Annotated in this window: 29 protein-coding genes; 11 read left to right on the top strand and 18 right to left on the bottom strand. The window is 59.0% G+C overall.

Going from position 1 to position 25325, the window contains the following annotated elements; genetic code table 11:
- Positions 1-29 precede the first annotated feature (29 nt).
- Complete coding sequence (locus tag ACR0CA_RS09160) at positions 30-1988, bottom strand: AsmA family protein (RefSeq protein WP_480898485.1); 1959 nt, start codon at positions 1986-1988, stop codon at positions 30-32.
- Positions 1989-2083: 95 nt separating this feature from the next.
- On the opposite strand from ACR0CA_RS09160, the gene rimO reads away from it, so the two are divergent.
- Together rimO and ACR0CA_RS09150 are read left to right on the top strand one after the other, a co-directional pair.
- Positions 2084-3472: a 30S ribosomal protein S12 methylthiotransferase RimO gene (gene rimO, locus ACR0CA_RS09155; RefSeq protein WP_480898482.1), complete on the top strand. Its 1389-nt coding sequence runs from the start codon at positions 2084-2086 to the stop codon at positions 3470-3472.
- Positions 3473-3581: 109 nt separating this feature from the next.
- Positions 3582-3986: a hypothetical protein gene (locus ACR0CA_RS09150; protein WP_170788200.1), complete on the top strand. Its 405-nt coding sequence runs from the start codon at positions 3582-3584 to the stop codon at positions 3984-3986.
- A gap of 9 nt (positions 3987-3995) precedes the next feature.
- Here the strand turns inward: ACR0CA_RS09150 and ACR0CA_RS09145 are convergent, their stop codons facing one another.
- On the bottom strand, positions 3996-4352 hold the full coding sequence (locus ACR0CA_RS09145; protein WP_480898481.1) for a diacylglycerol kinase: 357 nt from the start codon (positions 4350-4352) through the stop codon (positions 3996-3998).
- Between the two features lie 126 nt (positions 4353-4478).
- On the bottom strand, positions 4479-4667 hold the full coding sequence (locus tag ACR0CA_RS09140) for a hypothetical protein (RefSeq protein ID WP_170769067.1): 189 nt from the start codon (positions 4665-4667) through the stop codon (positions 4479-4481).
- A gap of 198 nt (positions 4668-4865) precedes the next feature.
- On the opposite strand from ACR0CA_RS09140, the gene ACR0CA_RS09135 reads away from it, so the two are divergent.
- Positions 4866-5108, top strand: a complete 243-nt coding sequence (locus ACR0CA_RS09135) for a CDGSH iron-sulfur domain-containing protein (protein ID WP_480898478.1) — start codon at positions 4866-4868, stop codon at positions 5106-5108.
- On the opposite strand, the gene ACR0CA_RS09130 is transcribed toward ACR0CA_RS09135, so the two are convergent.
- The 5 genes from ACR0CA_RS09130 to ACR0CA_RS09110 form a co-directional block, all read right to left on the bottom strand.
- Positions 5105-5362: a DUF6455 family protein gene (locus ACR0CA_RS09130; RefSeq protein ID WP_480898475.1), complete on the bottom strand. Its 258-nt coding sequence runs from the start codon at positions 5360-5362 to the stop codon at positions 5105-5107. The genes ACR0CA_RS09135 and ACR0CA_RS09130 overlap by 4 nt on opposite strands.
- A gap of 2 nt (positions 5363-5364) precedes the next feature.
- Positions 5365-5634: a DUF6455 family protein gene (locus ACR0CA_RS09125; RefSeq protein ID WP_480898472.1), complete on the bottom strand. Its 270-nt coding sequence runs from the start codon at positions 5632-5634 to the stop codon at positions 5365-5367.
- Positions 5634-5897 carry a DUF6455 family protein gene (locus ACR0CA_RS09120; RefSeq protein WP_170769064.1) on the bottom strand — a complete coding sequence of 88 codons (264 nt, stop codon included), beginning with the start codon at positions 5895-5897 and terminating at the stop codon, positions 5634-5636. The genes ACR0CA_RS09125 and ACR0CA_RS09120 overlap by 1 nt, the downstream gene beginning before the upstream one ends.
- A 68-nt stretch (positions 5898-5965) precedes the next feature.
- On the bottom strand, positions 5966-6334 hold the full coding sequence (locus ACR0CA_RS09115; protein WP_170783879.1) for a YigZ family protein: 369 nt from the start codon (positions 6332-6334) through the stop codon (positions 5966-5968).
- Positions 6331-7038, bottom strand: a complete 708-nt coding sequence (locus ACR0CA_RS09110) for a M48 family metallopeptidase (protein WP_480898470.1) — start codon at positions 7036-7038, stop codon at positions 6331-6333. Before ACR0CA_RS09110 ends, ACR0CA_RS09115 begins: the two co-directional genes overlap by 4 nt.
- A 122-nt stretch (positions 7039-7160) precedes the next feature.
- Between ACR0CA_RS09110 and ACR0CA_RS09105 the strand changes: the two genes are divergently transcribed.
- A complete protein-coding gene (locus tag ACR0CA_RS09105; protein WP_170769820.1) occupies positions 7161-7400 on the top strand; it encodes a hypothetical protein in 240 nt (79 codons plus the stop codon).
- Here ACR0CA_RS09105 and ACR0CA_RS09100 read toward each other — a convergent pair.
- Positions 7397-7672, bottom strand: coding sequence for a DUF167 domain-containing protein (locus tag ACR0CA_RS09100; RefSeq protein WP_480857052.1), 276 nt, complete (start codon positions 7670-7672; stop codon positions 7397-7399). The two genes, ACR0CA_RS09105 and ACR0CA_RS09100, sit on opposite strands and share 4 nt — an antisense overlap.
- 136 nt (positions 7673-7808) lie before the next feature.
- On the opposite strand from ACR0CA_RS09100, the gene ACR0CA_RS09095 reads away from it, so the two are divergent.
- Positions 7809-8387 (top strand): nitroreductase family protein, encoded by a 579-nt coding sequence (locus ACR0CA_RS09095; protein ID WP_480898466.1) that lies wholly within the window; start codon positions 7809-7811, stop codon positions 8385-8387.
- Complete coding sequence (locus tag ACR0CA_RS09090) at positions 8384-9073, top strand: EI24 domain-containing protein (protein ID WP_480898463.1); 690 nt, start codon at positions 8384-8386, stop codon at positions 9071-9073. The genes ACR0CA_RS09095 and ACR0CA_RS09090 overlap by 4 nt, the downstream gene beginning before the upstream one ends.
- Before the next feature lie 3 nt (positions 9074-9076).
- Here ACR0CA_RS09090 and ACR0CA_RS09085 read toward each other — a convergent pair whose 3' ends face one another.
- Together ACR0CA_RS09085 and mce are read right to left on the bottom strand one after the other, a co-directional pair.
- Complete coding sequence (locus tag ACR0CA_RS09085) at positions 9077-9352, bottom strand: DUF1467 family protein (protein ID WP_170769058.1); 276 nt, start codon at positions 9350-9352, stop codon at positions 9077-9079.
- Between the two features lie 16 nt (positions 9353-9368).
- Entirely contained in the window at positions 9369-9773 is a 405-nt protein-coding gene (mce, locus tag ACR0CA_RS09080) for a methylmalonyl-CoA epimerase (RefSeq protein WP_170352375.1), read from the bottom strand.
- A gap of 134 nt (positions 9774-9907) precedes the next feature.
- Here mce and ACR0CA_RS09075 point away from each other — a divergent pair, with 134 nt between their 5' ends.
- The gene (locus ACR0CA_RS09075) at positions 9908-10624 is read left to right on the top strand and encodes a response regulator (protein WP_480898460.1); all 717 of its coding nucleotides are present in this window, start codon (positions 9908-9910) and stop codon (positions 10622-10624) included.
- A 1-nt stretch (position 10625) separates the two neighbouring features.
- A complete protein-coding gene (locus ACR0CA_RS09070) occupies positions 10626-10760 on the top strand; it encodes a hypothetical protein (RefSeq protein WP_269149750.1) in 135 nt (44 codons plus the stop codon).
- Positions 10761-10823: 63 nt separating this feature from the next.
- On the opposite strand, the gene aspS is transcribed toward ACR0CA_RS09070, so the two are convergent.
- The 4 genes from aspS to ACR0CA_RS09050 form a co-directional block, all read right to left on the bottom strand.
- On the bottom strand, positions 10824-12599 hold the full coding sequence (gene aspS, locus ACR0CA_RS09065; RefSeq protein WP_480898458.1) for an aspartate--tRNA ligase: 1776 nt from the start codon (positions 12597-12599) through the stop codon (positions 10824-10826).
- A gap of 79 nt (positions 12600-12678) precedes the next feature.
- A complete protein-coding gene (locus ACR0CA_RS09060) occupies positions 12679-13350 on the bottom strand; it encodes a CPBP family intramembrane glutamic endopeptidase (RefSeq protein WP_480898456.1) in 672 nt (223 codons plus the stop codon).
- Entirely contained in the window at positions 13347-13994 is a 648-nt protein-coding gene (locus ACR0CA_RS09055; protein ID WP_480898453.1) for an aminotransferase class IV family protein, read from the bottom strand. Before ACR0CA_RS09055 ends, ACR0CA_RS09060 begins: the two co-directional genes overlap by 4 nt.
- Positions 13949-15076: an aminodeoxychorismate synthase component I gene (locus ACR0CA_RS09050; RefSeq protein WP_480898451.1), complete on the bottom strand. Its 1128-nt coding sequence runs from the start codon at positions 15074-15076 to the stop codon at positions 13949-13951. The genes ACR0CA_RS09055 and ACR0CA_RS09050 overlap by 46 nt, the downstream gene beginning before the upstream one ends.
- Positions 15077-15252: 176 nt before the next feature.
- Here ACR0CA_RS09050 and carB point away from each other — a divergent pair, with 176 nt between their 5' ends.
- Positions 15253-18597, top strand: a complete 3345-nt coding sequence (gene carB, locus ACR0CA_RS09045; protein ID WP_480898449.1) for a carbamoyl-phosphate synthase large subunit — start codon at positions 15253-15255, stop codon at positions 18595-18597.
- Positions 18598-18657: 60 nt separating this feature from the next.
- Here the strand turns inward: carB and ACR0CA_RS09040 are convergent, their stop codons facing one another.
- From ACR0CA_RS09040 to ACR0CA_RS09030, 3 genes are read right to left on the bottom strand one after another with little or no spacing between them, the layout of a single operon-like run.
- Positions 18658-21708, bottom strand: coding sequence for an efflux RND transporter permease subunit (locus tag ACR0CA_RS09040; protein ID WP_170783854.1), 3051 nt, complete (start codon positions 21706-21708; stop codon positions 18658-18660).
- A 13-nt stretch (positions 21709-21721) separates the two neighbouring features.
- Positions 21722-22759, bottom strand: coding sequence for an efflux RND transporter periplasmic adaptor subunit (locus ACR0CA_RS09035; RefSeq protein ID WP_480898446.1), 1038 nt, complete (start codon positions 22757-22759; stop codon positions 21722-21724).
- Positions 22756-23223: a MarR family winged helix-turn-helix transcriptional regulator gene (locus ACR0CA_RS09030; protein ID WP_170783850.1), complete on the bottom strand. Its 468-nt coding sequence runs from the start codon at positions 23221-23223 to the stop codon at positions 22756-22758. The genes ACR0CA_RS09035 and ACR0CA_RS09030 overlap by 4 nt, the downstream gene beginning before the upstream one ends.
- Positions 23224-23392: 169 nt before the next feature.
- Here ACR0CA_RS09030 and ACR0CA_RS09025 point away from each other — a divergent pair, with 169 nt between their 5' ends.
- Both ACR0CA_RS09025 and ACR0CA_RS09020 read left to right on the top strand, forming a co-directional pair.
- Positions 23393-24517, top strand: coding sequence for a beta-ketoacyl-ACP synthase III (locus ACR0CA_RS09025; protein WP_480898444.1), 1125 nt, complete (start codon positions 23393-23395; stop codon positions 24515-24517).
- Between the two features lie 121 nt (positions 24518-24638).
- Positions 24639-25289, top strand: a complete 651-nt coding sequence (locus tag ACR0CA_RS09020) for an immunity protein Imm33 domain-containing protein (protein ID WP_480898441.1) — start codon at positions 24639-24641, stop codon at positions 25287-25289.
- Positions 25290-25325 lie beyond the last annotated feature (36 nt).

Genomic DNA, 25325 nt, shown 5'->3' with positions numbered 1-25325 from the left:
GCCTTGGGGCGCGTCTTGCGCCCCGCCGCTCAATCCGCGCCCAGCAATTTCAGCAGCCCTTTCGTGGCCTCTTCCTGCAATTTGTTCTTCACCGCATCCTCGATGCTTTCGGTGTCTGTCACGGCAGTCCCAAGCTCATCGCTGACCTTGTCCAGCACCTGTTGTTTGGCGTCGTCCTCAAGTTCTTTGATTTTGCCTTCGGCGGCCGCTTCGATCACTTTACTGAGGTCGGGTTTGATCGACGGATTGCTCCACGGTCCAACAATGCGCACCGGCACCGACAGGCCCTGACCAGAATTTGCCCGCAACGCTGTGGGGGTGAACAGATAGTCGATATTGCGCTCGCCCAAGCCGACGCGACCGGCGCCATCGGCACGGAAATTGTCCAATGACATCAGCAGGTCATCATTCCTGAGAACGCCTTGATCAATGGTGAAACTGGCCGCAAGGCTATTGAACACGGTGGTGCCGCCTGACCCTTCGCCACGCCCCATCAGGCGGTCCAGGTCGAACCCGTTGATCACCCCCTGCCCCACATCCACGCGACCCTTGCCGCTGAGTGAACGCATGATCTGATCCTCGCTTTGCCCAACGCCCAGAAACTCGAACGAACCGGTGCCCGTGCCGGACAATCGGTCAATATCAGCCAGCGTCATCAGGGCCTGTTGGATGTCGATCCCGTCTGCCTTCATGTTGCCACCGACAGACAGCCCGTTGCGGTTATTCGCGACGACCTGACCGGTCAACTGACCCGAGAACAAGGTGGCCGGGTTCATCTGCAACACCGCGCGTGACCGGTCCAGATTCAAGGTCAGATCGCTGGGACCAAGGGTCAGGTCGGGCACTGCTATCGAATTCGCCTTCAGCCGGATTTGCCCATTCGCCAAAGCCAGCGCCGAGGCGTCAATCGGTGTGGTCGACCAGCCATCGGATTGGCTTGGCGCAGCGCCGCCACCACCGCCCGAGCCTCCATTAGACTCGTTGAATCGGGACAGATCCAAATCGCCCGCGTCAAACCGCGCGGTGATCTGTGGTGGGTCCGAGATCACGATATCCGCCTCGCCGGTCAGGCGGTTGTCGTCCAGTTGCGCCACCAATTCACGCACCGACAGACGCCCGTCCTGCGTATAGGTCATACGACCGACCAGTTCCGCGCGGCGACCCAGACCCAAAGGCACGGCTGTACCGGGCTGTCCGAAAGCGGCCAGCAATGTCTCGGTATTTTGGGTTTTAAGGTGCAGGTCGCCGTCCATCTCTCCGGCAAGATTCACGCGACCGTCAAAGTCGACTTCACCCCCGGGCGCGCGCAGCAACAGATCCAACTGGGTGGCCGCGCCGGTTGCATAAGCGGACAGATCTGGGATTTTCATATCCACCTCAACCGCGCCCCCTGGCACCGCCATTTTCGCCTCTAGCAACAGCGGTGCTGTGACCTCGGGCCAGCTTGCCGACAGGTCGACTTGCGAGAAATCGAACGTCACCGCCCCGTTTTCCAGATAGAGCAGACGCGCATTTGTTAATTCCAGCCTATCCAGCGTTACGACACCCGGTTGCCCCTGCGGGGCGGCAGAGGTGCCAGATCCCGAGGACGCCGCCGCAGGCGCTGACGCGCCAAACTCCCAATTGCCGCGCCCGTCAGACAGTTCCAACCGCAGCGTCGGGTTTTCCGCAATCACCCGCCGGATACGCAAATCCCCTGACATCAACGCCGCCGCATCCACACCAACGGCCAGATGATCCGCGCTGAGCATCGGCTCGGACCCGGCCCAAGGGGCATTGCTGAACGTCACAGGCCCGGTCTCCATCCCTAGCACTGGCCAGAATGACAGTTTCACATCTCCTGTCAGGGTCAGATCCCGGCCCGTTTCGGCCTTGACCTGCTCGGCCAGGATACGCGCCAGCTTGTCGCCGGGCATCATCAGCAAGGCCCCGATAACCAGCCCGATCACGGCCACGATGAGAAAGAGAATGCGCACCAGCCACTTCATTTTACCGCTCTTTGCTTTTTGTTATGCGTTGAAATTATCATTCTAAGCCCAGCGGCCATTTGCAAGGGGAAGCGTTCCCCACTATATGCCGCGCCATGACCACGAACCCGCCGAACCTCCGCCCCGACCTGGCGCCTGCCGCCCGGATCACCGACACGCCCCGTCCGAACCAGCCCACCATTGGTATGGTGTCTTTGGGCTGCCCCAAGGCTTTGGTGGATAGTGAGCGTATTCTGACGCGCCTGCGGGCCGAAGGATACGGGATTTCGCCCGATTATTCAGGCGCAGATGCCGTGATCGTGAACACCTGCGGGTTTCTGGATAGCGCCAAGGCCGAGTCGCTGGACGCGATTGGTGAGGCACTAGTGGAAAACGGCAAGGTCATTGTCACCGGCTGTCTGGGTGCCGAACCGGATTACATCCGCGAGCATCACCCCCGCATCATGGCCGTCACCGGGCCGCATCAATACGAACAAGTGCTGGACGCCGTACATCAAGCCGTTCCACCCGATCCCGACCCGTTTGTAGACCTGCTGCCCGCCGCCAGCGTGCAACTGACCCCGCGCCACTACAGCTATCTGAAAATATCCGAGGGCTGTAACCACAAGTGCAAGTTCTGCATCATCCCTGACATGCGCGGCAAACTGGCCAGCCGCCCCGCCCACGCCGTGCTGCGTGAGGCCGAAAAGCTGGTCGAAAACGGCGTGCGCGAACTGCTGGTGATCAGCCAAGACACCTCGGCCTATGGGCTGGATCGCAAGTATGATGTCAACCCGTGGAAAGACCGCGAGGTTCGCAGCCACATCACCGATCTGGCGCGAGAGTTGGGGCAGTTCGATGCGTGGGTGCGCCTGCACTATGTCTATCCCTACCCGCATGTGCGCGAGTTGATTCCGCTGATGGCCGATGCGGGCTGCAACGTGCTGCCCTATCTGGATATTCCGTTCCAGCACGCCCACCCAGACGTTCTGAAACGCATGGCCCGCCCGGGGGCGGCTGCCAAAACGCTGGACGAGATCGCCGCATGGCGCGCGACCTGCCCCGATATCACCCTACGCTCGACCTTTATCGTTGGCTATCCCGGCGAGACCGAGTCCGAGTTCCAGACCCTGCTGGATTGGATGGACGAGGCTCAATTGGATCGTGTCGGCTGTTTTCAATACGAAAACGTGGCCGGGGCGCGCTCGAACGACCTGCCCGATCATGTCCCGTCCGAAGTCAAACAGGACCGCTGGGAACGGTTCATGGAAAAAGCGCAGGCGATATCCGAGGCGAAGCTGGCCGCAAAGGTCGGACAAAGGCTAGACGTGATCGTGGATGAGGTCGATGACGAGGCTGCCATCTGCCGCACCAAGGCCGACGCCCCCGAAATTGACGGCAACCTGTTCGTCGACGAAGGGTTCGAAGACCTCAAACCCGGCGACATCGTCTCGGTCGAGGTGGACGAGGCTGGGGAATATGACCTGTGGGGCACGCTGCGCTGAGGCAATGTAACCACCGATAGGGCAAGCGTGAGCCAAGTTTATTGGCGATCCCCCGCATCAGGCCCCAGATTTAGACAGAACCCAAACACGTCTAAAAAGGAGGGTTACCATGTCTAAATTGCGTCCTTTCGCAACGAAATGCGCCGTCGCGCTCCTGGCGGTACAACTATTTGCAGCGCCTGCTTTTGCAGAAGTGCGCTCGGGCAGCACGGCTCAGTTCACGCTGGTCGGAGGGAAATCCTTTGGCATCCACTATCGCGGCAAACATCGTGTCCACAAACACTTCGTTGCGCCCAAAGTGTATGAGAAAAAGGTCCACAAGCCGGTCGCAAAAGCCAAGGTGCATCATGCCAAGCCGGTCAAAAAGCACCACCGGTCGAAGTTCAAACACAGCAAGAAACGTTACCATCGGTACTATGTGCCGAAGAAACACGCGTTCCGGCACCAAAGATCTTATCGAGGAGTCCGGTATCACAGATCTCATCGCGGGTACGGGCGGTATCGAATCAAGTAATGACGACCGTCAGAGCATAGCTACAAGACCCGCCATCCATGCCACCGCAGCGGCAATGGCCGTCAGCGCAACCGCTGCGCTGGCGGCGTCTTTGGCTTGGCCGGCCAAAGTGTTGTGGTCTGTAGATGTGTGATCCACGGCCCGTTCTATCGCCGTGTTGAAAAGTTCGGCGACCAAAACCAAAATTCCCATGATGACAATCAACGCGCGCATACCGCCGCTGAGGGGTAGTCCAATTGCCAGCCCCACCGAGATCAGGTTGGCCCATCCCCATACGCGAAACGAGTACTCATCGCGCCACGTCGCGGCCAGCCCTTGCCAGCTCCAGGCTGTGCGATGTTTTAGACGGATTAGAAAGTTTTTCATGTGTTCCCTGCACAGCGCTCTCGCAGACAAAAGCCCAAACCGGCAATTACAGGCAAGAAAAAACCGCCCAGTGGGCGGCATCTATCTGAAAGCAGGCGGCCCGCGCGCGAGCCGCCTGAAGGTTTGTTATTGCGCGACCGGGTTACAGACAGTCTGGCCTGCCTCAGTCGTGGCCAATGCGGTTCCGGCCGGACAGCTTGGCGTACCAAACTTGTCATATTCGGGTGTAATATAAACCGGAGCTGGTTCTTCCTGCTGAGAACAGGCTGCAACGACCAAAGCAAACGCACCAACGGCGGCAAATCTAAGTTTCATGTCCGTCATTCCTTCTAATAATTTTCTGATTTTGCCCAGAAATTCGGGGCCAGTCTCAAAATACGACTTCGCTGGCATTTTTGCAACAAATCTGATCACGTGAATGTGAAAACGGCAAATCCACGCTGCCATGGCAGAACGGAAATCGGACGCTAAACTGTCTGACCAGCAGACATCAGCAAACTCCGGAGAAGCCACGTGTCAGACGCACCGATCATTTCTCAGAAAGCTCCCTATCCCGTCGAAGTGACCGAGGGGAAAAACTATTTCTGGTGCGCCTGTGGTAAATCCTCGCGTCAGCCTTTTTGTGACGGTTCACATAAGGGAACGGGGATTGAACCGGTCAAATACAACGCAGAGGCAGACAAGAAAGTGTTCTTTTGCGGATGCAAACACAGCGCCAACCCGCCGCTATGTGACGGCTCGCATTCCAAAATTTAGGGTTTCAGCGCGTTCAAAGCCTGCGCGTTCACGCAAAACTCAGGCGCTTTGTCCGCCTTGGCCTGCTGTTCGGCCAACCAAATCGCACATGTCTGGCTGCAATCGGCAGCGCGACATTTCGTGACCATTTCCGCGTAGCGTTCGGCGCTAAGACGCCCTTCGGTCATCGCCTCGGTCAGGGACAGATTCATGCAGCGCGCGACGGACCGCGTCAGCCAGAAGTGTTTTTCGACGTCCCCAAGAATATCATTCATTCTCAACCCTCTCGAGTTTTCCCGGACCTAAGCGTGGCAAATCTGGCCCGATTCGGGCAGGTTCGAGGTGCCTGGGTCGCGCCCTTGTTTTGATCCAACCAATCGGGGCAGCATCTGGCCCAAGCGCATCCCTGACAGGCCCGTACCATGCTGGCCCAGTCCTTCTGGCTCAAGCGGCCCTGCCGATGCGCTGAAACCACGTCCGCGCCTGTTGCCTGCCCCATGCGCAGGACAAGCCGTAGGTGCGTCATGACAGCCCCAAGCGTTTGCATCACCGCCCCTTACGTGGCTTGATCTGGGCGAACAGGCCTTTGTTGCGGCAATATTCCGGCGTGTCCTGCGATACCGCCACTTGCGCCAGCAGCGCTTCGCAATGTCCGGGATTGGCGCATCCTGTGCAGCGCAGAACCGCTTCGGATATCTCATCGATCGAGACATCACCCCGAAGCGCTGCGTCTTCCAGGTCGATGCCTACTCGCGTTGCCATCTGATCGACGAGGCCCGCGTGATGTTTCAGGGTCTCTCTGTTGGACATATGGCACCCTTTCCCTGATGCGTTTCGATCAGGTTAGCGGATGCGGCGGCGCAGGCCCTTGATACAGGTCAAGCCCCGGTGTCGATCTGATCCAGATAGGTTCGCGTTGCGTCCTGCACCCGCCGAAAGCGGTCCCCGCCCAGCTTTTTGCCCCCATACCAGCGGGTGACTATTACGACGTGGTTCTGCACGTCGGCCCGTTCCATCATCCGAAGGATCACCATCCCCGCGCCACTTTCCCCATCATCCGCCTTGAGCGCCCCAGTGGGCAGTACCGCCGCCCATGTATTATGTGTGGCCTTGGCATATGATTTATCCGCCTTAAGCGCATGCAGCACAGCGTCGACCTCGGTCCGCGATGACACGGGCGCACCGGATACTGCGTATTTCGAGCCCCGATCCGTCAGGATCACCCCCAGCTTTTTCACTGCGGTCATTGCGTCAACCCAAGCCCGCGGGCGGTCTGCTTCACCACCTCGACCCGTTTGGCGTTGGGGGGATGGGTGCTGAGGAAACTGTCTTCGGGATCCGGCAGGCGGTCGAAATATTTCGCACCGATCAAAGGGTTATACCCGGCGCGAAAGGTTATGATCGTTCCAAGCTCATCAGCTTCAAGTTCAAAGTCACGCACATAGACCTGCGTCCCCACCCGCGCGCCCAGTTTCTGCGCCTCTTCCACGGCGGCCCCTTCGGCACCGGCCAATCGCGCCAGATCGCCGAAAATCTCGGCACTTTCGCGTGCATTCACCGATTGGCGCGGAATATGACGCAGGATGTGATGGGAGGCTTCGTGCCCCATCACAAAGGCCAACTCATCCGCGTTCTGAGCGGATTCGATCATCGCGCGGGTAAAAATGATCACCGGCTGGTCGTTTTTATCCAGTGTTTGAAATGCGTTGGCAGGGGCTTTCGGGTCCAGATCGACCAATGTGGTAAAGTCGCAATTCTTGACATTGGCACGTCGCAAACATTCGACCCTGGCCTGTTCGCCGACCCTTTGGCTGATCTGCTGGAAAGTGGCGGCTTCGACCCTGAAATCCCCCTCGCCCTGTATCCAGTCCTCGGCAGGTTGAACCAGCAGCGCATTGGCGTCGCAGGCGGCCAGAAACACGGGAAATAACAGGTACATCAAACGGTGCATGGATCATCCTTTGAAACGGTCACGCCGTTTGGCTGACCATAGCGCAGACCCCTTGGGACTGCCACCGGTTGAATGCGATAGTACGGGTTGCCAAGCGGAACATCGCCCTGCACTCTGCCATCATGTTTTCGATTGAGCATGAATTCGACTCGACGGTCATTACGCTGGTGGACGAAGGCGAAAAGCCTTTGCAAGAGGATGTGGTGATCAACAATTTCGCAGAATGCGTGACGCTAGAGCAGTTTGATCCTCGAACCGATCAGGTCCAGAAAATCACGCTGTCGCCGGAACAGGTCCGCGATCTGGCCGCTGCGCTGGATTTGCCCGAGGGGGTGTACCAAATCCACGAAACACCGGATTAAGGATCGTAGACAAAGACCTTGTCCCGCGCCGTATGTCCGCGCTTCAGGGTCAGCGAAGACGTGGCCACCCCCATGGCCGCAGCGAGGATGTGGCGCACAGCCTCGTTCGCCTTGCCGTCTTCGGGCGCAGTGGTCACATGGATGCGCACTACGCTCCCATCCCGCGTGATCCGGTCCGAAGCTGCCTTAGGCGTCACCTTAACCGCAATCTCGGCCCCCGCGTCGGTCAGATCGCTCAGATCCGGCAGATTGCGCAGTTTAGGTTTAGCCATCTCATCCTCCGATCCCAAAACACTGTTGCACGACTGGCCCCGGGATGGAATTGATCCACCAAGCCCAGCCCTTTGCACTTGAAACCCGCCAGAGGCTCAACCAGATACAGAAAGCCCATGTAAAGGAAGTTAACATATGTCCTTGAAGAATCCGGCCGCATTTGAGTTTCTGCTGTCCCGCCGGTCCCGCCCTGCGAAAACACTGATCGCTCCTGCCCCGTCGCGGGATGAACTGATCCCATTGCTGACCGCCGCCGCCCGCAGTCCCGATCACGGCAAGCTGGAGCCGTGGCGATTCATAGTGCTGGAAAGCGGCGCGATGCCCCGTTTGTCAGCGCTGACGCGGGAATGCGGCGAACGGCTGGGTAAATCGCCTGAAGAGATCGCCAAAGCATGCAGCCAGTTCGACATGGGTCATCTGGCCGTAGCAGTGGTCGAGGTTCAAAAACCATCCGAAAAAGTCCCCGCGATTGAACAGACCTATTCCGCCGGTGCGGTGTGTCTGGCGTTGCTGAACGCAGCCTTAGTGGCGGGCTGGGGCGCGAACTGGCTGTCGGGTTGGCAGTCACATGACGCCGAGTTTTGCCGCACCGCTTTTGGACTGCAAGACAATGAACGGATCGCTGGTCTGATTCACATTGCCACCGAATCCGCAGCCCCGCCAGAACGTCCCCGCCCGGACGTGGCCGCACTGACCGAATGGGTTCCTGAATGATCATCCTCAACGCATTTTTCGCGGCAATCGGACAGATCGGAGATCCCAAATTCCGTTCGGTTCTGTTCCGGGGCGTGGGCCTGACGATCGTGTTGCTGATCGCGGCCTGCGCAGGCGCGATCTGGTTGATCAACTGGCTGTCCAGCGATGAAATCACCTTGCCCTTCGTCGGAGCCGTTCCGTGGCTGAACGACGTGTTGAATTATTCCGGTATTTTTGCGGTGGTGATTCTGCCGGTCTTCCTGATGATGCCGGTCGCCTCGGCCATCATCTCTCTGTTTCTGGAAGAGGTCGCGCAGGCGGTCGAGGACAAACACTATCCCACCCTGCCAAAGGTGCCCGGAATTGCCATCAGTGACGGGTTGCGCGATTCGCTCAGCTTTATGGGTGTGTTGATCGTCGCCAACTTGCTGGCACTGATCCTCTATGTAATCTTCACGCCGCTGGCCCCGTTCATCTTTTGGGGCATGAACGGGTTTCTGCTGGGTCGGGAATATTTCACTTTGGTCGCGATGCGGCGGATCGGGCGCGAAGGCGCGCGCAAGCTACGGGGCAAACATATGGTCACGATCTGGCTGGCGGGCACTTTGATGGCCATTCCTCTGACCGTGCCGCTGGTGAACCTTGTCATCCCGATTGTCGGAGTGGCCACGTTCACCCATATCTACCACAGGCTGTCCGTCTGAGGCTCAACCGCGCGGCTCAAGCTGGTTCAACCAGTCGAAATCCCGCACTGAGATGACGCCCGAAATGATGATCCCCGCGATGATCGCCCAAAGCACCACCGTCAACCCGGTGGTGATCCACAGCTTTTTCTTCATATGATGCACTTCCGGCGCACCCGCATGGGTGCCCGGAACGATCTCGCCCAGATCGCCCTGAGTCTTGATGCGGATCGGCAATACGACCAGCAATGTCAGAAACCAGATAACGGCAAACAGAACCAATGCAGCGGTGATCGTCATGGCAGCCTCGCTTGGGTTAGACCTGTTCTAGCTCGACCAGACAGCCGTTAAAGTCTTTGGGGTGCAAAAACAGCACTGGCTTGCCATGAGCCCCAATCTTGGGTTCACCCGAGCCCAGCACGCGCGCACCGGTTTCCTTCAGATGGTCACGGGCCGCGATGATATCTTCGACCTCATAGCAGACATGGTGAATGCCACCAGCCGGGTTCTTTTCCAGAAACCCGTTGATCGGGCTATCATCGCCCAATGGGTACAACAGTTCGATCTTGGTGTTTGGCAGTTCGATGAACACCACGGTTACGCCGTGATCGGGTTCGTCCTGAGGCGCGCCGACCTTGGCTCCCAATGCATTGCGATATTGCGCGGACGCGGCCTCAAGGTCAGGCACGGCGATGGCAACATGGTTCAGGCGACCGATCATAGAACTCTCCTCTATTCTGCGTTGCAGCGGTTATGGGGGCAGTTCAATCAAAGAACAAGTGCGCCAAATTGCCGTTAACGTCGTGTTAGCCAGAAGTTCCTAGCGTGAGGCATCTGCTGATTAGGAGTTCTGCCATGGACGATTCGAGCCCCTTCACCTCAGCCGCACAGCCAACGGCGATGCGGCCTTTGCTGGGACAAACCATTCTGGTTGTCGAAGACAGCCGCTATGCTTGCGACGCGATCCGCTTGATGTGCCTGCATTCTGGTGCCCGGATCCGGCGCGCGGATTGCCTGAAATCGGCAAGGCGCCATTTGCAGATCTACCGTCCCTCGGTCATCTTGGTCGATATAGGGCTGCCGGATGGCTCAGGGGCCGAGCTAATTGCCGAATTGACCGAAGCATCGCCGCGTATCGGGGCCATTCTGGCGATGTCCGGCGACACCTATACCGAAAACGCAGCCACGCAGGCCGGGGCTGACGGTTTTCTGGCCAAGCCGCTGAAATCGCTTTCCTACTTTCAATCCATGGTGCTGCAGCACCTGCCCGAGGATCGCCGCCCCAGCAGCTTGAACGCTGTCCGGGATCAGGTCATTAACCCCGATCCGCTGGCCTATCAGGATGACATGGCCCATATCGCCGATGTGCTGGCTGGCCCGAATGATCACCGCACGCTGGACTATGCCGCCCAGTTCCTGCGGGGGGTTGCCCGCGATGCCGATGATGCAGTGCTTGCCGACGCGGCGAAACGCTTGGCTGCGTCCCGCGCCGAAGGAACGCCCGTCACCGCATTGGCCGCTCAGGTCGCCGGGATCGTTCAAGCCCGCTTGGAACAGCGTGAGGCGATCTGAGATGGCAACAGCCTATTTCGCGACGGCTACGCTGCTGAGCCTTTGGATCTATTGCCAGACCCGCGCGGCGGCCCGCAACATCCGCGCCGCCCGTGCCTTGGTCAACGATCCACTGGAGCAAACCGGACAGCTTTGACCTTGTCGCGAAACATTCGACCAAAGGAAAAACCCGCCGCAAGCGTTGCGACGGGTTTTCTTGTCAGTCCTGCGGGATGATCCGCAATCCCAGCTCCATCAACTGATCCGAGCTTGGATCGGACGGCGCGTCCATCATCAGATCTTCGGCGCGCTGGTTCATCGGGAACATCATGACCTCGCGGATGTTGGCCTCATCCGCCAGCAGCATCACGATCCGGTCGATGCCGGCAGCACAGCCGCCGTGCGGCGGCGCGCCATAGTGGAACGCATTGAACAAAGCACCAAAGCGAGATTTCACCTCATCCGCGCCATAGCCTGCCAGCTCAAAAGCTTTCAGCATGATCTCGGGCTTATGATTCCGGATCGCGCCCGAGACCAACTCATACCCGTTACAGGCCAGATCGTACTGATAGCCGCGCACGTCCAGGGGGTTGCCGTTTAGCGCCTCCATGCCGCCCTGCGGCATCGAGAACGGGTTATGTTCAAAGTCGATCGCGCCGGTTTCTTCGTCCTGCTCATAGATCGGGAAATCGACGATCCAGGCAAAGGCAAAGCGGTCTTTTTCGGTAAGACCCAGCTCATCACCGATCACGTCACGAGCTTTACCAGCCACCTTTTCAAAGGCCTTCGGCTTGCCACCCAGGAAGAACGCCGCGTCCCCGACACCCAGGCCCAGTTGCTGACGGATCGCCTCGGTGCGCTCGGGGCCTATGTTTTTGGCCAGTGGACCTGCGGCTTCCATCCCGTCGCCCTGATCGCGCCAGAAGATGTAGCCCATTCCCGGCAGACCCTCTTTCTGCGCAAACGCATTCATACGGTCACAGAACTTGCGGCTGCCGCCGGTCGGCGCCGGGATAGCGCGAATTTCGGTACCCTCCTGCTCCAACAGCTTTGCGAAAATCGCAAAGCCAGACCCGCGGAAGTGGTCGGAGACCACTTGCATTTTAATAGGGTTCCGCAGGTCGGGCTTGTCGCTGCCGTACCACAGGGCCGCGTCCTTGTAGGATATCTGCGGCCATTCCTGATCCACTTTGCGTCCACCGCCGAATTCTTCGAAAACACCGGTCAGAACCGGTTGGATCGTGTCGAACACGTCCTGCTGCTCGACAAAGGACATCTCAAGGTCAAGCTGGTAGAAATCGGTGGGCGAGCGGTCGGCCCGCGGGTCTTCGTCGCGGAAGCACGGCGCGATCTGGAAATACTTGTCAAAGCCCGACACCATGATCAGCTGTTTGAACTGCTGCGGGGCCTGCGGCAGCGCATAGAACTTGCCCGGATGCAGGCGCGAGGGCACCAAAAAGTCGCGCGCGCCTTCGGGAGAGGACGCCGTGATGATCGGCGTCTGGTATTCGCGGAAGCCCTGATCCCACATGCGGCGGCGCATCGAGGCGACAACGTCCGAGCGCAGGGTCATGTTCTGCTGCATCGCCTCGCGGCGCAGGTCCAGATAGCGATATCGCAGGCGGGTTTCCTCAGGGTATTCCTGATCACCGAACACCATCAACGGAAGTTCGTCGGCTGCGCCCAGAACTTCCAGCTCGCGCACGTAGACCTCAACCTCGCCTGTGGGCAGTTTTGGGTTCACCAGTTCGGGGTCACGCGCTTTGACGGTACCGTCGATGCGGATACACCATTCGGAGCGTACTTTTTCCAGCTCGGCAAAGGCGGCGCTGTCGCCGTCGCACAGAACTTGCGTCACACCAAAGTGATCGCGCAGGTCGATGAACAGCACGCCACCGTGGTCGCGGACCCGATGCACCCAGCCAGACAGGCGGACGGTTTCACCGACATTGGCGGCGGTCAGAGCGGCGCAGGTGTGGCTGCGATAGGCGTGCATGGATCATATCCCTTCGGGCGCAGAATTCGTCGCGCCGATACACCCCGTCGGGCCGCGAAAGTCAAGGCAGGTATCCCGCTCAAAACGGCCTTTGCACGTTGCCCGAGTAGAAATAGATGCCCAGACCGACCGCAAAGATGATATTGCCCGCAATCGCATGCAACAGCACCGCATAGAAAAATGAGCCGCGTTTGCGATAGGCCCAAGTGAACAGTAGCCCACCCGCAAATGTCATGACAGCGACGATCCAGCTCCAGTACATCAGATGCGCCAGCGAAAACAGCGCGGCGTTCAGCAGATAGGCCGCGCGCTCGCCCGGCAGGATTGCATGATAGCGGCGGAAGAACAGCGACCGAAACAGAAGCTCTTGCGGTAGGGCCGAGATGAAGGGGTAGAAGACCCAGATCATCAGCAGGATTTCGGGCCGCTCGCGCAGCAGGAAAAAGGTCGCCTCGGGGCGGGCGAGTATCACAACTGCCACACAGAACAACGTCATCGCAACGGCGAACAGGGCAACTTCGATCCAGGACCAGTTGTCTTTGTTGTATCGAAGCTCGGCCCATTCAAAGCCCGGCGTATAGTGCAGTAGCAAGATGCCAAGCGCCGTGAAGCTGAACAGTGACGGGAACATCCAACTGGGCGGAAAGAACACTGCGATCAGCACCGGGACAGCGATGAAGAACAGCCCAAACTCGACACGCAGCCGCAGCGTTTGAGGCGCGCTCTCGGCCCACTCGGTTTGTTTGCTCACTGTTCTACCAACTCCGCCCGGATCAGGCCGCGTAAGGAATTTCCGACATATACTTCTGTCGCATCGCTCAGGTCGGTCAAGGATAACACCGCGGCAGTCACCTGTTTATTATCCAGCGCCTCTTCGCGCAGTATGCCGGGCAGCACGCCGCAGGACAGCGCGGGCGTCAGGCCGCGTCCATCAGGCATGTGCAGAAACAGATTGCTGATCGTGCCCTCGCACAGTTCGTCGCGTTCATTCAGGAACAGCAGTTCGTCAATTCCCGGTGGCAGCGATGCGCGGGCGTCATCATAAAGCGCGCGTTGTGTGGTCTTGTGCTGCAACCACACATCCGAGGCCCGCAAACGCTGATCCGCGATTGCCACACGCCAGAACGGCGGGTTCTCGAGCAGCGCACCGGTCGTCACCTCCACAGCGCCTGCCATATCTAGCGTCAGCCGGCAACGCAGAGGGGATGGACCCGCGACATCTTCCAAAGCGGCCACGGCGCGGGCCCGATCAAACGGCACTCCCAACGCCTCAGCCGATCGCGCCATGCGCGCCAGATGGCGATCACGGCGCACAAACCCCTGCCCCGGCCGGAAGGCCAGCGTTTCGATCAGGCGAAAGTCAGGGTCATCTGGCGGGCGAAGCGGGCTTTCCATAGCGCCTCCTCATATTCGGATGGGGCAGTGCTGTCCCAGACCACGCCGCCGCCCACATTCAGGGTGGCTTTGCCGCCCTCGACCATCAGCGTGCGGATGGCCACGTTAAACTCCGACCGCCCATCCGGCGCGGCCCAGCCAATCGCGCCGCAATAGATGTCGCGCGGCCAAGGTTCGAGGTCGGATAGAATCTCCATCGCGCGGATTTTGGGCGCACCTGTGATCGAGCCGCAGGGGAAAAGCGCCATCAGAATGTCCGAAAGCTCGGCCCCCAGATGCAGCTGCGCCTGCACCAGCGAGATCATCTGATGCACGGTCGCATAAGTTTCGACCTTGAACAGTTCGGGCACGTTGACCGAACCGGGCAGCGCCACACGGCTGATATCGTTGCGCAGCAGGTCGACGATCATCAGGTTCTCGGCCCGGTTCTTTGCGTCACTCGACAGGAAATCGCGGCGGCGGGCGTCTTCGGCCAAATCCTCGCTGCGCGGTTGGGTGCCTTTCATCGGGCGCGTTTCGATCAAACGGTCGGCATCGGTACGGAAAAACAGCTCGGGCGAGCGGCTGAGCAAGTCAGGCAAACCGTCCTGCTGCACAAGCGCGCCGTGGCCCACGGGCTGACCTGCCGCCAACGCGGCATACAAAGCGGCGCTGGTGCCTTCGACCATCAGGTCAATCGGAAAGGTCAGGTTGGCCTGATAGATATCGCCCGCGCCGATGGCTTCATGCACGCGCGCGAAGGCTTGGGTATAGCGCGCCTCGTCCCAGCGAGGCGCGAAACCGGTCACTCCACCCGCAGGCGCAGGCAGGTCCCTTTGGGCTGGCGTGTCAAAGACGCCAAAGCACAGCAATGGCAGGCGGCGGCCCTCGGGCATCCGCGCGGACAACCTCGGCTCCAGCGCATAACCAAGCTCATAGCTGGCATAACCGGCCAACCACGCACCATCCGCGCGCGCGGAATCCAGCGCCTCCAACGCGTGGGGCACATCTTCCGCGCGGTCGGCGCGGATCACCTGCGTGGGCCGGTCAAAAGTGGTCCCCTGCCCGGCCGGGCCCTGATCGAAACGAATACGCACCTGCATCCTCATTTGCCGTGCTGCGCGGTATAGAGAATACGGTGCCGAGGGAAAGAGGGGAAAGCGGCAATTTCACCCCTGTTTCCGATACCCCTTGAACCTTTTCGCGCTGTCCCTATAACGCAGGACAATTTGGGCGCTTGGGGGTGCCCTGACTCGCGAACAATTGAAGGAACGTGGCCATGCCGAGAAGAACCGACATCAAGTCGATCATGATCATCGGGGCGGGGCCCATTGTCATCGGTCAGGCATGCGAGTTCGACTATTCCGGCGCTCAGGCATGTAAAGCGCTGCGCGAAGAAGGCTACCGGGTCATTCTGGTGAACTCGAACCCCGCCACGATCATGACCGACCCAGGTCTGGCCGACGCCACCTATATCGAGCCGATCACCCCCGAAGTTGTTGCTAAGATCATTGAGAAAGAGCGCCCCGACGCGCTGCTGCCCACCATGGGCGGGCAGACCGGGCTGAACACTTCGCTGGCGCTGGAAGAGATGGGCGTGCTGGATAAGTTCGGCGTCGAGATGATCGGTGCCAAGCGTGACGCCATCGAGATGGCCGAAGACCGCGCACTGTTCCGCGAGGCGATGGACAGGCTGGGCATCGAAAACCCCAAAGCCGAGATTGTAACCGCCCCCAAGGACGCGGACGGCAAAAAAGATCTGGACGCGGGCGTAGCGCTGGCGCTTGAGACACTGGAGACCGTCGGTCTGCCCGCCATCATCCGCCCCGCCTTTACATTGGGCGGCACCGGCGGCGGCGTGGCCTATAACCGCGAGGATTACATTCATATCTGCCGCACAGGCATGGATGCGTCCCCCGTGGGTCAGATCCTGATCGACGAAAGCCTGCTGGGCTGGAAAGAATATGAGATGGAGGTGGTGCGCGACACCGCCGACAATGCCATCATCGTCTGTTCCATCGAAAACGTCGATCCCATGGGTGTGCACACGGGCGACTCGATCACCGTGGCCCCGGCCCTGACGCTGACCGACAAAGAATACCAGATCATGCGCAACCACTCGATTGCCGTGCTGCGCGAGATCGGGGTCGAGACCGGCGGATCGAACGTGCAATGGGCGATCAACCCCGTCGATGGCCGCATGGTCGTGATCGAGATGAACCCGCGCGTGTCGCGCTCGTCTGCGCTGGCGTCCAAGGCGACCGGTTTCCCGATTGCGAAAATCGCCGCGAAACTGGCCGTGGGTTATACGCTGGACGAGCTGGACAACGACATCACCAAGGTCACGCCTGCGTCCTTCGAACCGACCATTGACTATGTGGTCACCAAGATCCCGAAATTCGCCTTCGAGAAATTCCCCGGCTCGGAACCCTACCTGACCACCGCGATGAAGTCGGTGGGTGAGGCCATGTCCATCGGCCGCACGATCCACGAATCGATGCAAAAGGCGCTGGCCTCGATGGAATCGGGCCTGACCGGCTTTGATGAGATTGAAATCCCCGGTCTGAACGTTGGTCTATGGGATGAAGCCGACGACAAGGCCGCTGTGATCAAGGCCATCAGCCAGCAGACACCGGATCGCCTGCGCACCATCGCGCAGGCCATGCGCCATGGTCTGACCGACGACGAGATTTTCGGCGTCACCAAGTTCGACCCGTGGTTCCTGGCCCGCATCCGCGAGATCATCGAAGCCGAGCGTCAGGTGCGCAAAGATGGCCTGCCCGTCACCGAGGACGGTATTCGCAAGCTGAAAATGCTGGGCTTCACCGATGCCCGTCTGGGCAGCCTGACCGGCCGAGATGAGAGCAATGTCCGCCGTGCCCGTCTCAACTTAGGCGTCACCGCCGTGTTTAAGCGTATCGACACCTGCGCCGCCGAGTTCGAAGCGCAGACACCCTACATGTACTCGACCTACGAAGCCCCGATGATGGGTGAGGTCGAGTGTGAGGCGCGCCCGAGCGACCGTAAAAAGGTTGTCATCCTCGGCGGTGGCCCCAACCGGATCGGTCAGGGGATCGAGTTCGACTATTGCTGCTGCCACGCTTGTTTCGCGCTGACCGAACAGGGCTATGAGACCATTATGGTCAACTGCAACCCCGAGACCGTCAGCACCGACTATGACACCTCGGACCGCCTGTACTTTGAGCCGCTGACCTTCGAACACGTCATGGAGATCCTGACGAAAGAGCAGGAAAACGGCACGCTGCACGGTGTGATCGTTCAGTTCGGCGGTCAGACCCCGCTGAAACTGGCCAACGCGCTTGAGGCCGAAGGCATTCGGATCCTCGGCACCACGCCCGACGCCATCGACCTTGCCGAAGACCGCGAACGCTTCCAGGCGCTGGTCAACGAACTAGGCCTGAAACAGCCCAAGAACGGCATCGCCTCGACCGACGAACAGGCGCTTGAGATTGCAGACGAGATCGGCTTCCCGCTGGTCATCCGCCCCTCATACGTTCTGGGCGGGCGCGCCATGGAAATCGTGCGCGATATGGATCAGCTGCGGCGCTATATCAACGAGGCCGTCGTCGTCTCGGGCGACAGCCCCGTTCTTCTGGACAGCTATCTGGCGGGCGCGGTTGAGTTGGACGTGGACGCGCTGTGCGACGGCACCGATGTGCACGTGGCAGGTATCATGCAGCATATCGAAGAGGCCGGCGTGCATTCGGGCGACTCGGCCTGTTCTCTGCCGCCCTACTCGCTGTCCAAGGAGATCCTCGATCAGATCAAGGATCAGGCGTTCAAATTGGCTAAGGCTCTGAACGTGGTTGGTCTGATGAATGTTCAGTTCGCGATCAAAGACGATGAGATCTACCTGATCGAAGTGAACCCGCGCGCCTCACGCACCGTGCCCTTCGTCGCCAAGGCGACCGACAGCGCGATTGCGTCCATCGCAGCGCGTATCATGGCTGGTGAGAAGCTCTCAACCTTCCCGATGCGCCCCGCGTACAAGGAAGGTCAGGACACCAAGATTGCCGACCAGATGACGTTGGCCGACCCGGACATGCCGTGGTTCTCGGTGAAAGAGGCCGTGCTGCCCTTCGCCCGCTTCCCCGGTGTCGACACCATTCTGGGGCCCGAAATGCGCTCGACCGGCGAGGTCATGGGCTGGGACCGCGACTTCCCGCGCGCCTTCCTTAAGGCGCAGATGGGCGCTGGTATGGTGCTGCCGTCCGAGGGCCGCGCATTTATCTCGATCAAGGATGCCGACAAGACACCCGCAATGCTTGAGGCGGCGCAGGTGCTGACCGAACAGGGTTTCTCACTGGTTGCAACGCGCGGCACGCAAGCCTGGCTGGCAGAGCAAGGCGTCGACTGCGACGTGGTAAACAAGGTCTATGAAGGCCGACCCGACGTGGCCGATATGCTCAAAGACGGTCAGGTGCAGCTGCTAATGAACACCACCGAAGGCGCACAGGCGGTCGAAGACAGCAAGTCCATCCGCTCCATCGCGCTGTATGACAAGATCCCCTATTTCACCACTGCGGCCGCTAGCCATGCCGCAGCTTTGGCGATCAAGGCGCAGGCCGAGGGCGATGTCGAGGTCAAATCCCTGCAGGGTTAACCCCACCGCCCGGCTGCAGAATAAAGCAAAACCCCCGGTCTCTGACCGGGGGTTTTTCATTTAAACAACAGGTTGCGGCGCTGATTTGCGCCGGTATTCCGGCAGGAAGAACACCATGTAGAAAACGGGCGCGGCCACCATGGTCAGGATCGTGGCAAAGGCCAACCCCCCCATGATCGTCACCGCCATCGATTTGAAGAACGCATCCGTCAACAGCGGTGCCATCCCCAGAATGGTCGTAATCGCCGCCAGCATTACCGGGCGCAAACGCGAGACCGAGGCTTCGACGATCGACTCGTGCAGTCCCTTACCGGTTGCGCGAACCAGGTCGATCTCTTCCACCAGAACGATGCCGTTTTTTATCAGCATCCCCGACAAGCTCAGCAGCCCAAGCAGCGCCGTAAAGGTAAATGGTAACCCGGTGCCCAGCAACCCGATGACTACCCCATTTACCGACATCGGCACCAGCAGCCAGATGATGATCGGCTGCCGGATCGCGTTGAAGATCAGCACCGAGATCAAGACCATGATCAGCAGGCTCAAGGGCAGTTGCCGTCCAAGGCTTTCATTGGCCTCACCGGCATTTTCAAATTCACCTCCCCATTCCATCCGGTATCCGGCGGGCAAATCCATGTCTTCGATGGCCGCCCGGACTTCGGAATGGACCTGAGCCGCCGTGAACCCTGCCGGGATATCTGCACCAACAGTGATGGTCAGGACCCGGTCCCGCCGATGTACCAGCGTGTTCAAGGCCTTGTATTCGAACCCGTCCACCATCTGCTCGATCGGAACAAAGCGTTCGGACTGATCGGAATACACCACCTGATCCACGATCGAGTAATCGCCATTCGCAGCGCGGCGCAGGATGATTGGGATCAGGCGATCGCGTTCACGAAACACCCCGCCGGTGATGCCATCGGTTGAAAACTGCAACGTGGCTGCGATGTCTTCGCGGCTGACACCTGCAGTTTGGGCGCGCTCGGTCGCGTAGATCGGTTGAACCGCCAGCTCTTTTTCACGCCAGTTGTGATGCACGTGCAGGGCATTATCGGACGCGGCGCGCATCCGCAGGACCGCCTCCTCTGCCAGTTGCCGTAAAACTACCGGATCGCTGCCCGAGAACCGCGCCTGGATCGGATCGCCGCCACCCGGACCAAAGATCAAACGGCGGGTGCGAAACTCACCCTCAGGGAACTGGGCCGAGCCGAATTCTTCGAGATCCGCGCGCAGTTGCGGGATGTCTTCAAGGGTTTCGGTTCGGATGATCAGGTGACCATAGCTGGGGTTCGGCTTTTCGGCCGAATAGGTCAGCAAAAACCGGGTCGCGCCCTGTCCGACAAAAGTTGCGACCGACACGACTTCATCCCTGTTGGTCAGCCATTCCTCAAACACGGCCATATCATCAGCGGTGCGGGAAATTGGAGTACCTTGCGGCAATTTATAGTGCACAAGGAACAGTGGCGTGTTCGAATCCGGAAAGAATTGCTGCTTGACCAGACCGAACCCGGCGAAACAGGCCACCGTCACCCCCACCAAGGCGGCGATCACCAGCCAGCGGAACCGCAAAGCCCAGCGCAGGACGGTCCCGTAGATACGGAACATCAGTCCGCCATAAGCATCCACCGCGCCTTCTTTACCCTGTTTGAAGAAATAGTGTCCCAGCATGGGCGTCACCGTCAGTGCCAGAATCCAACTCAGCAGCAATGAGATCGCGATGACCGCAAACAGCGAGAACAGGAACTCACCCGATGCGTCCGGGCTGAGACCGATACCAGCAAACGCCATGATACCGATGATCGTCGCGCCCAACAGCGGGATTTGTGTTTTGGACGCAGCCTCATCCGCCGCATCGCGCGCGTTTTTGCCGCGCAGCATGGCGATCTGCATCCCCTCGGCCACGACGATGGCATTGTCGACCAGCATCCCCATGGCGATGATCAACGCGCCTAGCGAAATCCGCTCCATCTCGATCGAGAAGATGGCCATGAACAGCAGCGTTCCCACCACGGTCAGCAGCAGGGTCGAGCCCACCACAATCGCGGCGCGCCAGCCCATGAAGATGGCCAGAACCGTCACTACAATCGCCACCGACAAAGCCAGGTTCACCAGAAAATCGTTCGAGGCCTGCTCGACCACAACATGTTGCTGATAGATCGGCAGGATTTCGACACCATAGGGAATCTGCCCGTCCAGTTCGGCAAATTTCGCATCGGCGCGCTTGCCGACCTCGACAATGTTCTCGGTCGACAGGCCCGCGATGCCCAGCGTGAACGCCTCGGCGCCGTTAAAGCGGATGATGACCTCGGGGTCGGTTTGGCGCCCGCGATAGACATTGGACATATCAAACAGGTTGATCACCTGCCCTTGCGAGCCAACCGACAGCCCCGCGATGGCCGAAACCGTATCGGACCCTTCGGCAGTCAGGACCGTGGTACGGTCATTGTCTGACCGCAGCGAACCCGATGCATTCACCGAATCCGCATTGACGATGGCATCGTTGATCGCCTGCAACGGCACATTCTGATTGACCGAGATGGCTAGGTCGGGCTCCACGAAAATAGCTTCTTCCGGCAGGCCCATCACCTCGACATCCGCTACGCCCTCGACGGTCAGCAATTCGCGCCTCAGAAAGGTCGACAACTCGTGCTTTTCTGCATCCGAGAATCCATCCGCGGTGACCGCATAGAACAGCCCGAACACGTCACCAAACCCGTCATTCACCAGCGGCTGGCTGACACCTGACGGCAACGCGCGAGCCGCATCGCGGACCTTAGCGCGCAGCTTGGTCCAGATTTCGGGCAATTCGGTTCCGTCATAGGTAGACTTCACCTCAACTTCGATCAGCGAGAACCCCGGTTGGTTGACCGAAGTAATGGTTTTGACCTCTCCCATCTGCTGGATCGCCGATTCCAGAGGTTCCGAGACCTCAAGCGCCACTTGTTCGGCAGTGGCACCGGGATATTGCGTGGCGATGACCGCGTTCTTGATCGTAAAGGCCGGGTCTTCCAGCCGACCCAGCGACAGGAACCCCCAGATGCCGCCAAACAGAGCGATCAGAATGATCAGCCACGTATAGATCGGCCGATCAATGGATGCGCGCGCGATGTTCATGACCCTGCCCTCTTTAATTCGCAAAACCGGCAAAGCGGCGCACCGTCTGCCCGTCGGTCAATGCGCCACCGCCTGCGACCACGACCTCATCGCCATTGTTCAGCCCGCTCAGAACGCGCACGTCCCCACTTTCCGTGGGTTCGATCGTCACCGGCACCCGCGTGATCGTGCCTTCATCGGCCCCTGTTTGCGTGAAGACGAAAATGCCAAGCGTTCCTTCGGCATCCGCCACAATCGCGGTCGCCGGGACCACGATGCCTGTGCGTTGATCCTGTACCTGCACGTTCACCGTCACTGAAGACCCCGGCAGAATCTGCAGCCCTTCCGGCGGGGTCAGGCCGAACTGAATGCGGAAGGTTTGACCAACGCTCGAAGATTCAGCATCAAACTCGCGGATTTGCAGCGGGAACACCTCATCGCTGACAGGGAATTTGGCGGTGATGGTGATGTCATCCTGCTGGCCCGAGCGTTGAAACAGAATTTCGGGCACATCCACTTCGATCCGCAGCTCGGACATGTCGTGGATACGAACGATGGGGGTTCCGGCCGATACGGTTGTAAAGGATTCCACCGCGCGGCTTGAGACCAGCGCGTCAAAGGGCGCGGTCAGCGTCGCCTGTTCCAGATCATAAAGGGCATCGCGCACAGCGATATCGGCTAGTTGTGCCGCTGTTTCGGCGTCATCCACAGCAACCTGACTGGCCGCCGTACCGCGCAAACGCGACAAGCGTGCCAGCGTTCGATCGGCTTGTTCTTTTTGCAACACAGCCCGGTCAAAGCGGCGCTGGAACGGCTCACGGTCTAGCTCGGCAATCAACTCGTCCTTGGGGATCACGAACCCCTCGGTCACGGGCATGTCCATGATCTGCCCAGCCACCTGAAACGCCAGATCGACCGTTTGGCGCGCAGCCACACGACCAAAGAACTGACGCGAAAACCCCGGTGTAGTTTCCTGCACAACCATCAGCTTGACTGGTTTGGCCGTCTCTTGCGCTGTGGCAGAGGTGGCCAGCAGGGCAAGGGCAATGCCCAAAACAGAGATCAATTTCATTTCTTCAACCCCTCGGGTATTCCCGTTTTCAATATGTTTTCCCGGATTTTCCGGGCCAGACGCGCAAATTCTGCCGTCTCATCAGCATCCAAACCCGACGCGCGGTGAAACAAAGCACCCGCTTCGGCCACCAGGGCCTGACGCATTTCAAGCCCCTTGTCGGTCAGCACCAACAACCAGGCGCGGCGATCTTCAGGGTCGCGTTGCCGCGATAGATACCCCGATGCTTCCAACGCGTCCGCCGTAGAGGTGATCGTGGAGGGCACCGTCAGCATATCCGACGCCAGAACCCCCATGCGCTTGGGCTGGTCTAGCTTGATCAACATGTGGCATTCCTGATGGGTCAGCTCGATTTCCAACGAGTCAAAGCTTTCTTCAAGCTTCCAGTACAAGGCATACACGCCCATCATGGCCTGCATTTCAGGACTGAGCCGTTTTACCAGCGCACTGTCATCGAATGTCATGGACCGAATCCCTTAGAGACCTCGCGACCGCATATACTTCAAAAAATGAACTATTCAAGAATTGAAGCGCATACGGACGCCAACTTTGGCATTCCCTTGGGTCAATCTCTCTTGAACTGACCGGGTATTGGCGGCATTTTGAGCAAATCCGAAAAACGCAGGTTCACATATGCACACGCCAGCAATCACCGGCACCGGTGTATTCACGCCAGAGAACATCATCACCAACGCAGAACTCGTCACCGCCTTCAACGCCTATGCCGACAAGGTCAATGCCGAGCATGCCGACGCGATTGCCGCAGGTGACATGGAACCGCTGCAACATTCCTCGGAAGAATTCATCGTCAAGGCCTCGGGCATCCACAACCGCTATGTGATGGACAAGACCGGCGTGCTTGACCCCGACGTGATGCACCCGTTGCTGCGTCAGCGCAGTGATGATGAACCCGGCATCATGACCGAGATGGCCGTAGATGCGTGCAAAAAGGCGCTGGCGCAAGCCGGGCGCGCACCCGAGGACGTGGATCTGGTGATCTGCGCCGCCTCGAACCACGAACGTGCCTATCCAGCGATTGCGATCGAAATCCAGCAGGCGCTGGGGATCAAAGGCTTTGGCTTTGATATGAATGTAGCCTGTTCCTCGGCCACGTTTGGCATTCAGGCGGCGGCGGATATGATCCGGTCGGGATCGGTGAAATCTGCGCTGGTGGTGAACCCCGAGATCTGCTCGGGTCATCTAGAGTGGCGCGACCGCGATTGCCATTTCATTTTCGGAGACGTCGCCACCGCCACCCTGATCGAACGCGTCGAGGACGCAACCGGCCCCTATTTCGAGATTCTCTCAACCCGCTGCGCCACCGAATTTTCCAACAATATCCGCAACAATAACGGTTACTTGCGCCGCTCGCGCCCTGATGGCGTGGTCGACCGGCGTGATATGCAGTTCATGCAGAACGGACGCAAAGTCTTCAAGGAAGTGCTGCCGATGGTCAGTAAGCACATCGCCGACCATATGGATTCCGAAGGGCTGAACAGTTCGGACCTGAAACGTCTTTGGTTGCATCAGGCCAACAAGACGATGAACGATTTCATCGGCAAAAAGGTATTGGGCCGCGAACCCGAACCGGGCGAACAGCCCAACATCCTGCAAGATTATGCCAACACATCTTCGGCCGGATCGATCATCGCGTTCTCGAAATACTCGGACGATTTCGCAGATGGCGATGTCGGTCTGATCTGCTCCTTCGGGGCGGGGTATTCCGTGGGTTCAGTGATCGTGAAGCGATGCGGATAAACATCATCTGCAAGTGGCGACTTTCACAGCAGGGTATTCTTACCTTTAACCCGCAGCTTGACCACATTAGCGCTGAAAACAAACAAGAAGATGAAATGTAAAGCAGATCAAGGTTGCATTTGTGACAAGCCCCAGTTTTCGCCTTCACGACCCGCGCCCAACGCAAAAAGAAAACCCATACACGTTCCATTTACCAAGCGAAGAAGAGCTTGCTGAAGTCGGTATTGGAACAATCGTAAAGCTGATTTTCAGCGCTGTTCCTGAATCCGAACAATACGATGCGGAGAGAATGTGGGTTATCGTAGAACGCCGCGACGGCTCAAATTTGCTAGGTAGGCTCGACAACACCCCAGAAGACATACCCGCATTGACACTCGGCGATCCGGTCGAGTTCAAAATCCACCACATAGTTGGAATAGATTGGGATGACCCGGAATTGCAAATGCGTTTTTCAAACGACTTCAACAAGTGGTTTGGCCGCTGTTTCGTTGATGACGCAGTTTTGGAACGGCGCGCCCGCGTGGGATATGTTTATCGTGAAGATTCCGAACATGAAGAAGAAGACAAGTATCCCGATACCGGCTGGCGCATCCGCGCGGATGTAGAACAACTGTCGCAAGAAGAATACGATGACACGCCATGCAGCTATGTCGCTATTGGTGCGGTGTTAAACCGTGATGACAGTTTTGTTCATCTCCTGTCAGAACCCGTTGGAAGCCGTTTTTTGAGAACGCAGGGCGATAGCTACGAACGCTGTCAGGAAGAGGAATAGCTCAAGTGCAGGCATAGCCGTTCGTAGAACGCGCCG

The sequence above is a fragment of the Ruegeria sp. F12 genome, from assembly GCF_056533885.1.
This window is presented reverse-complemented; position numbering and strand designations above follow the sequence as displayed.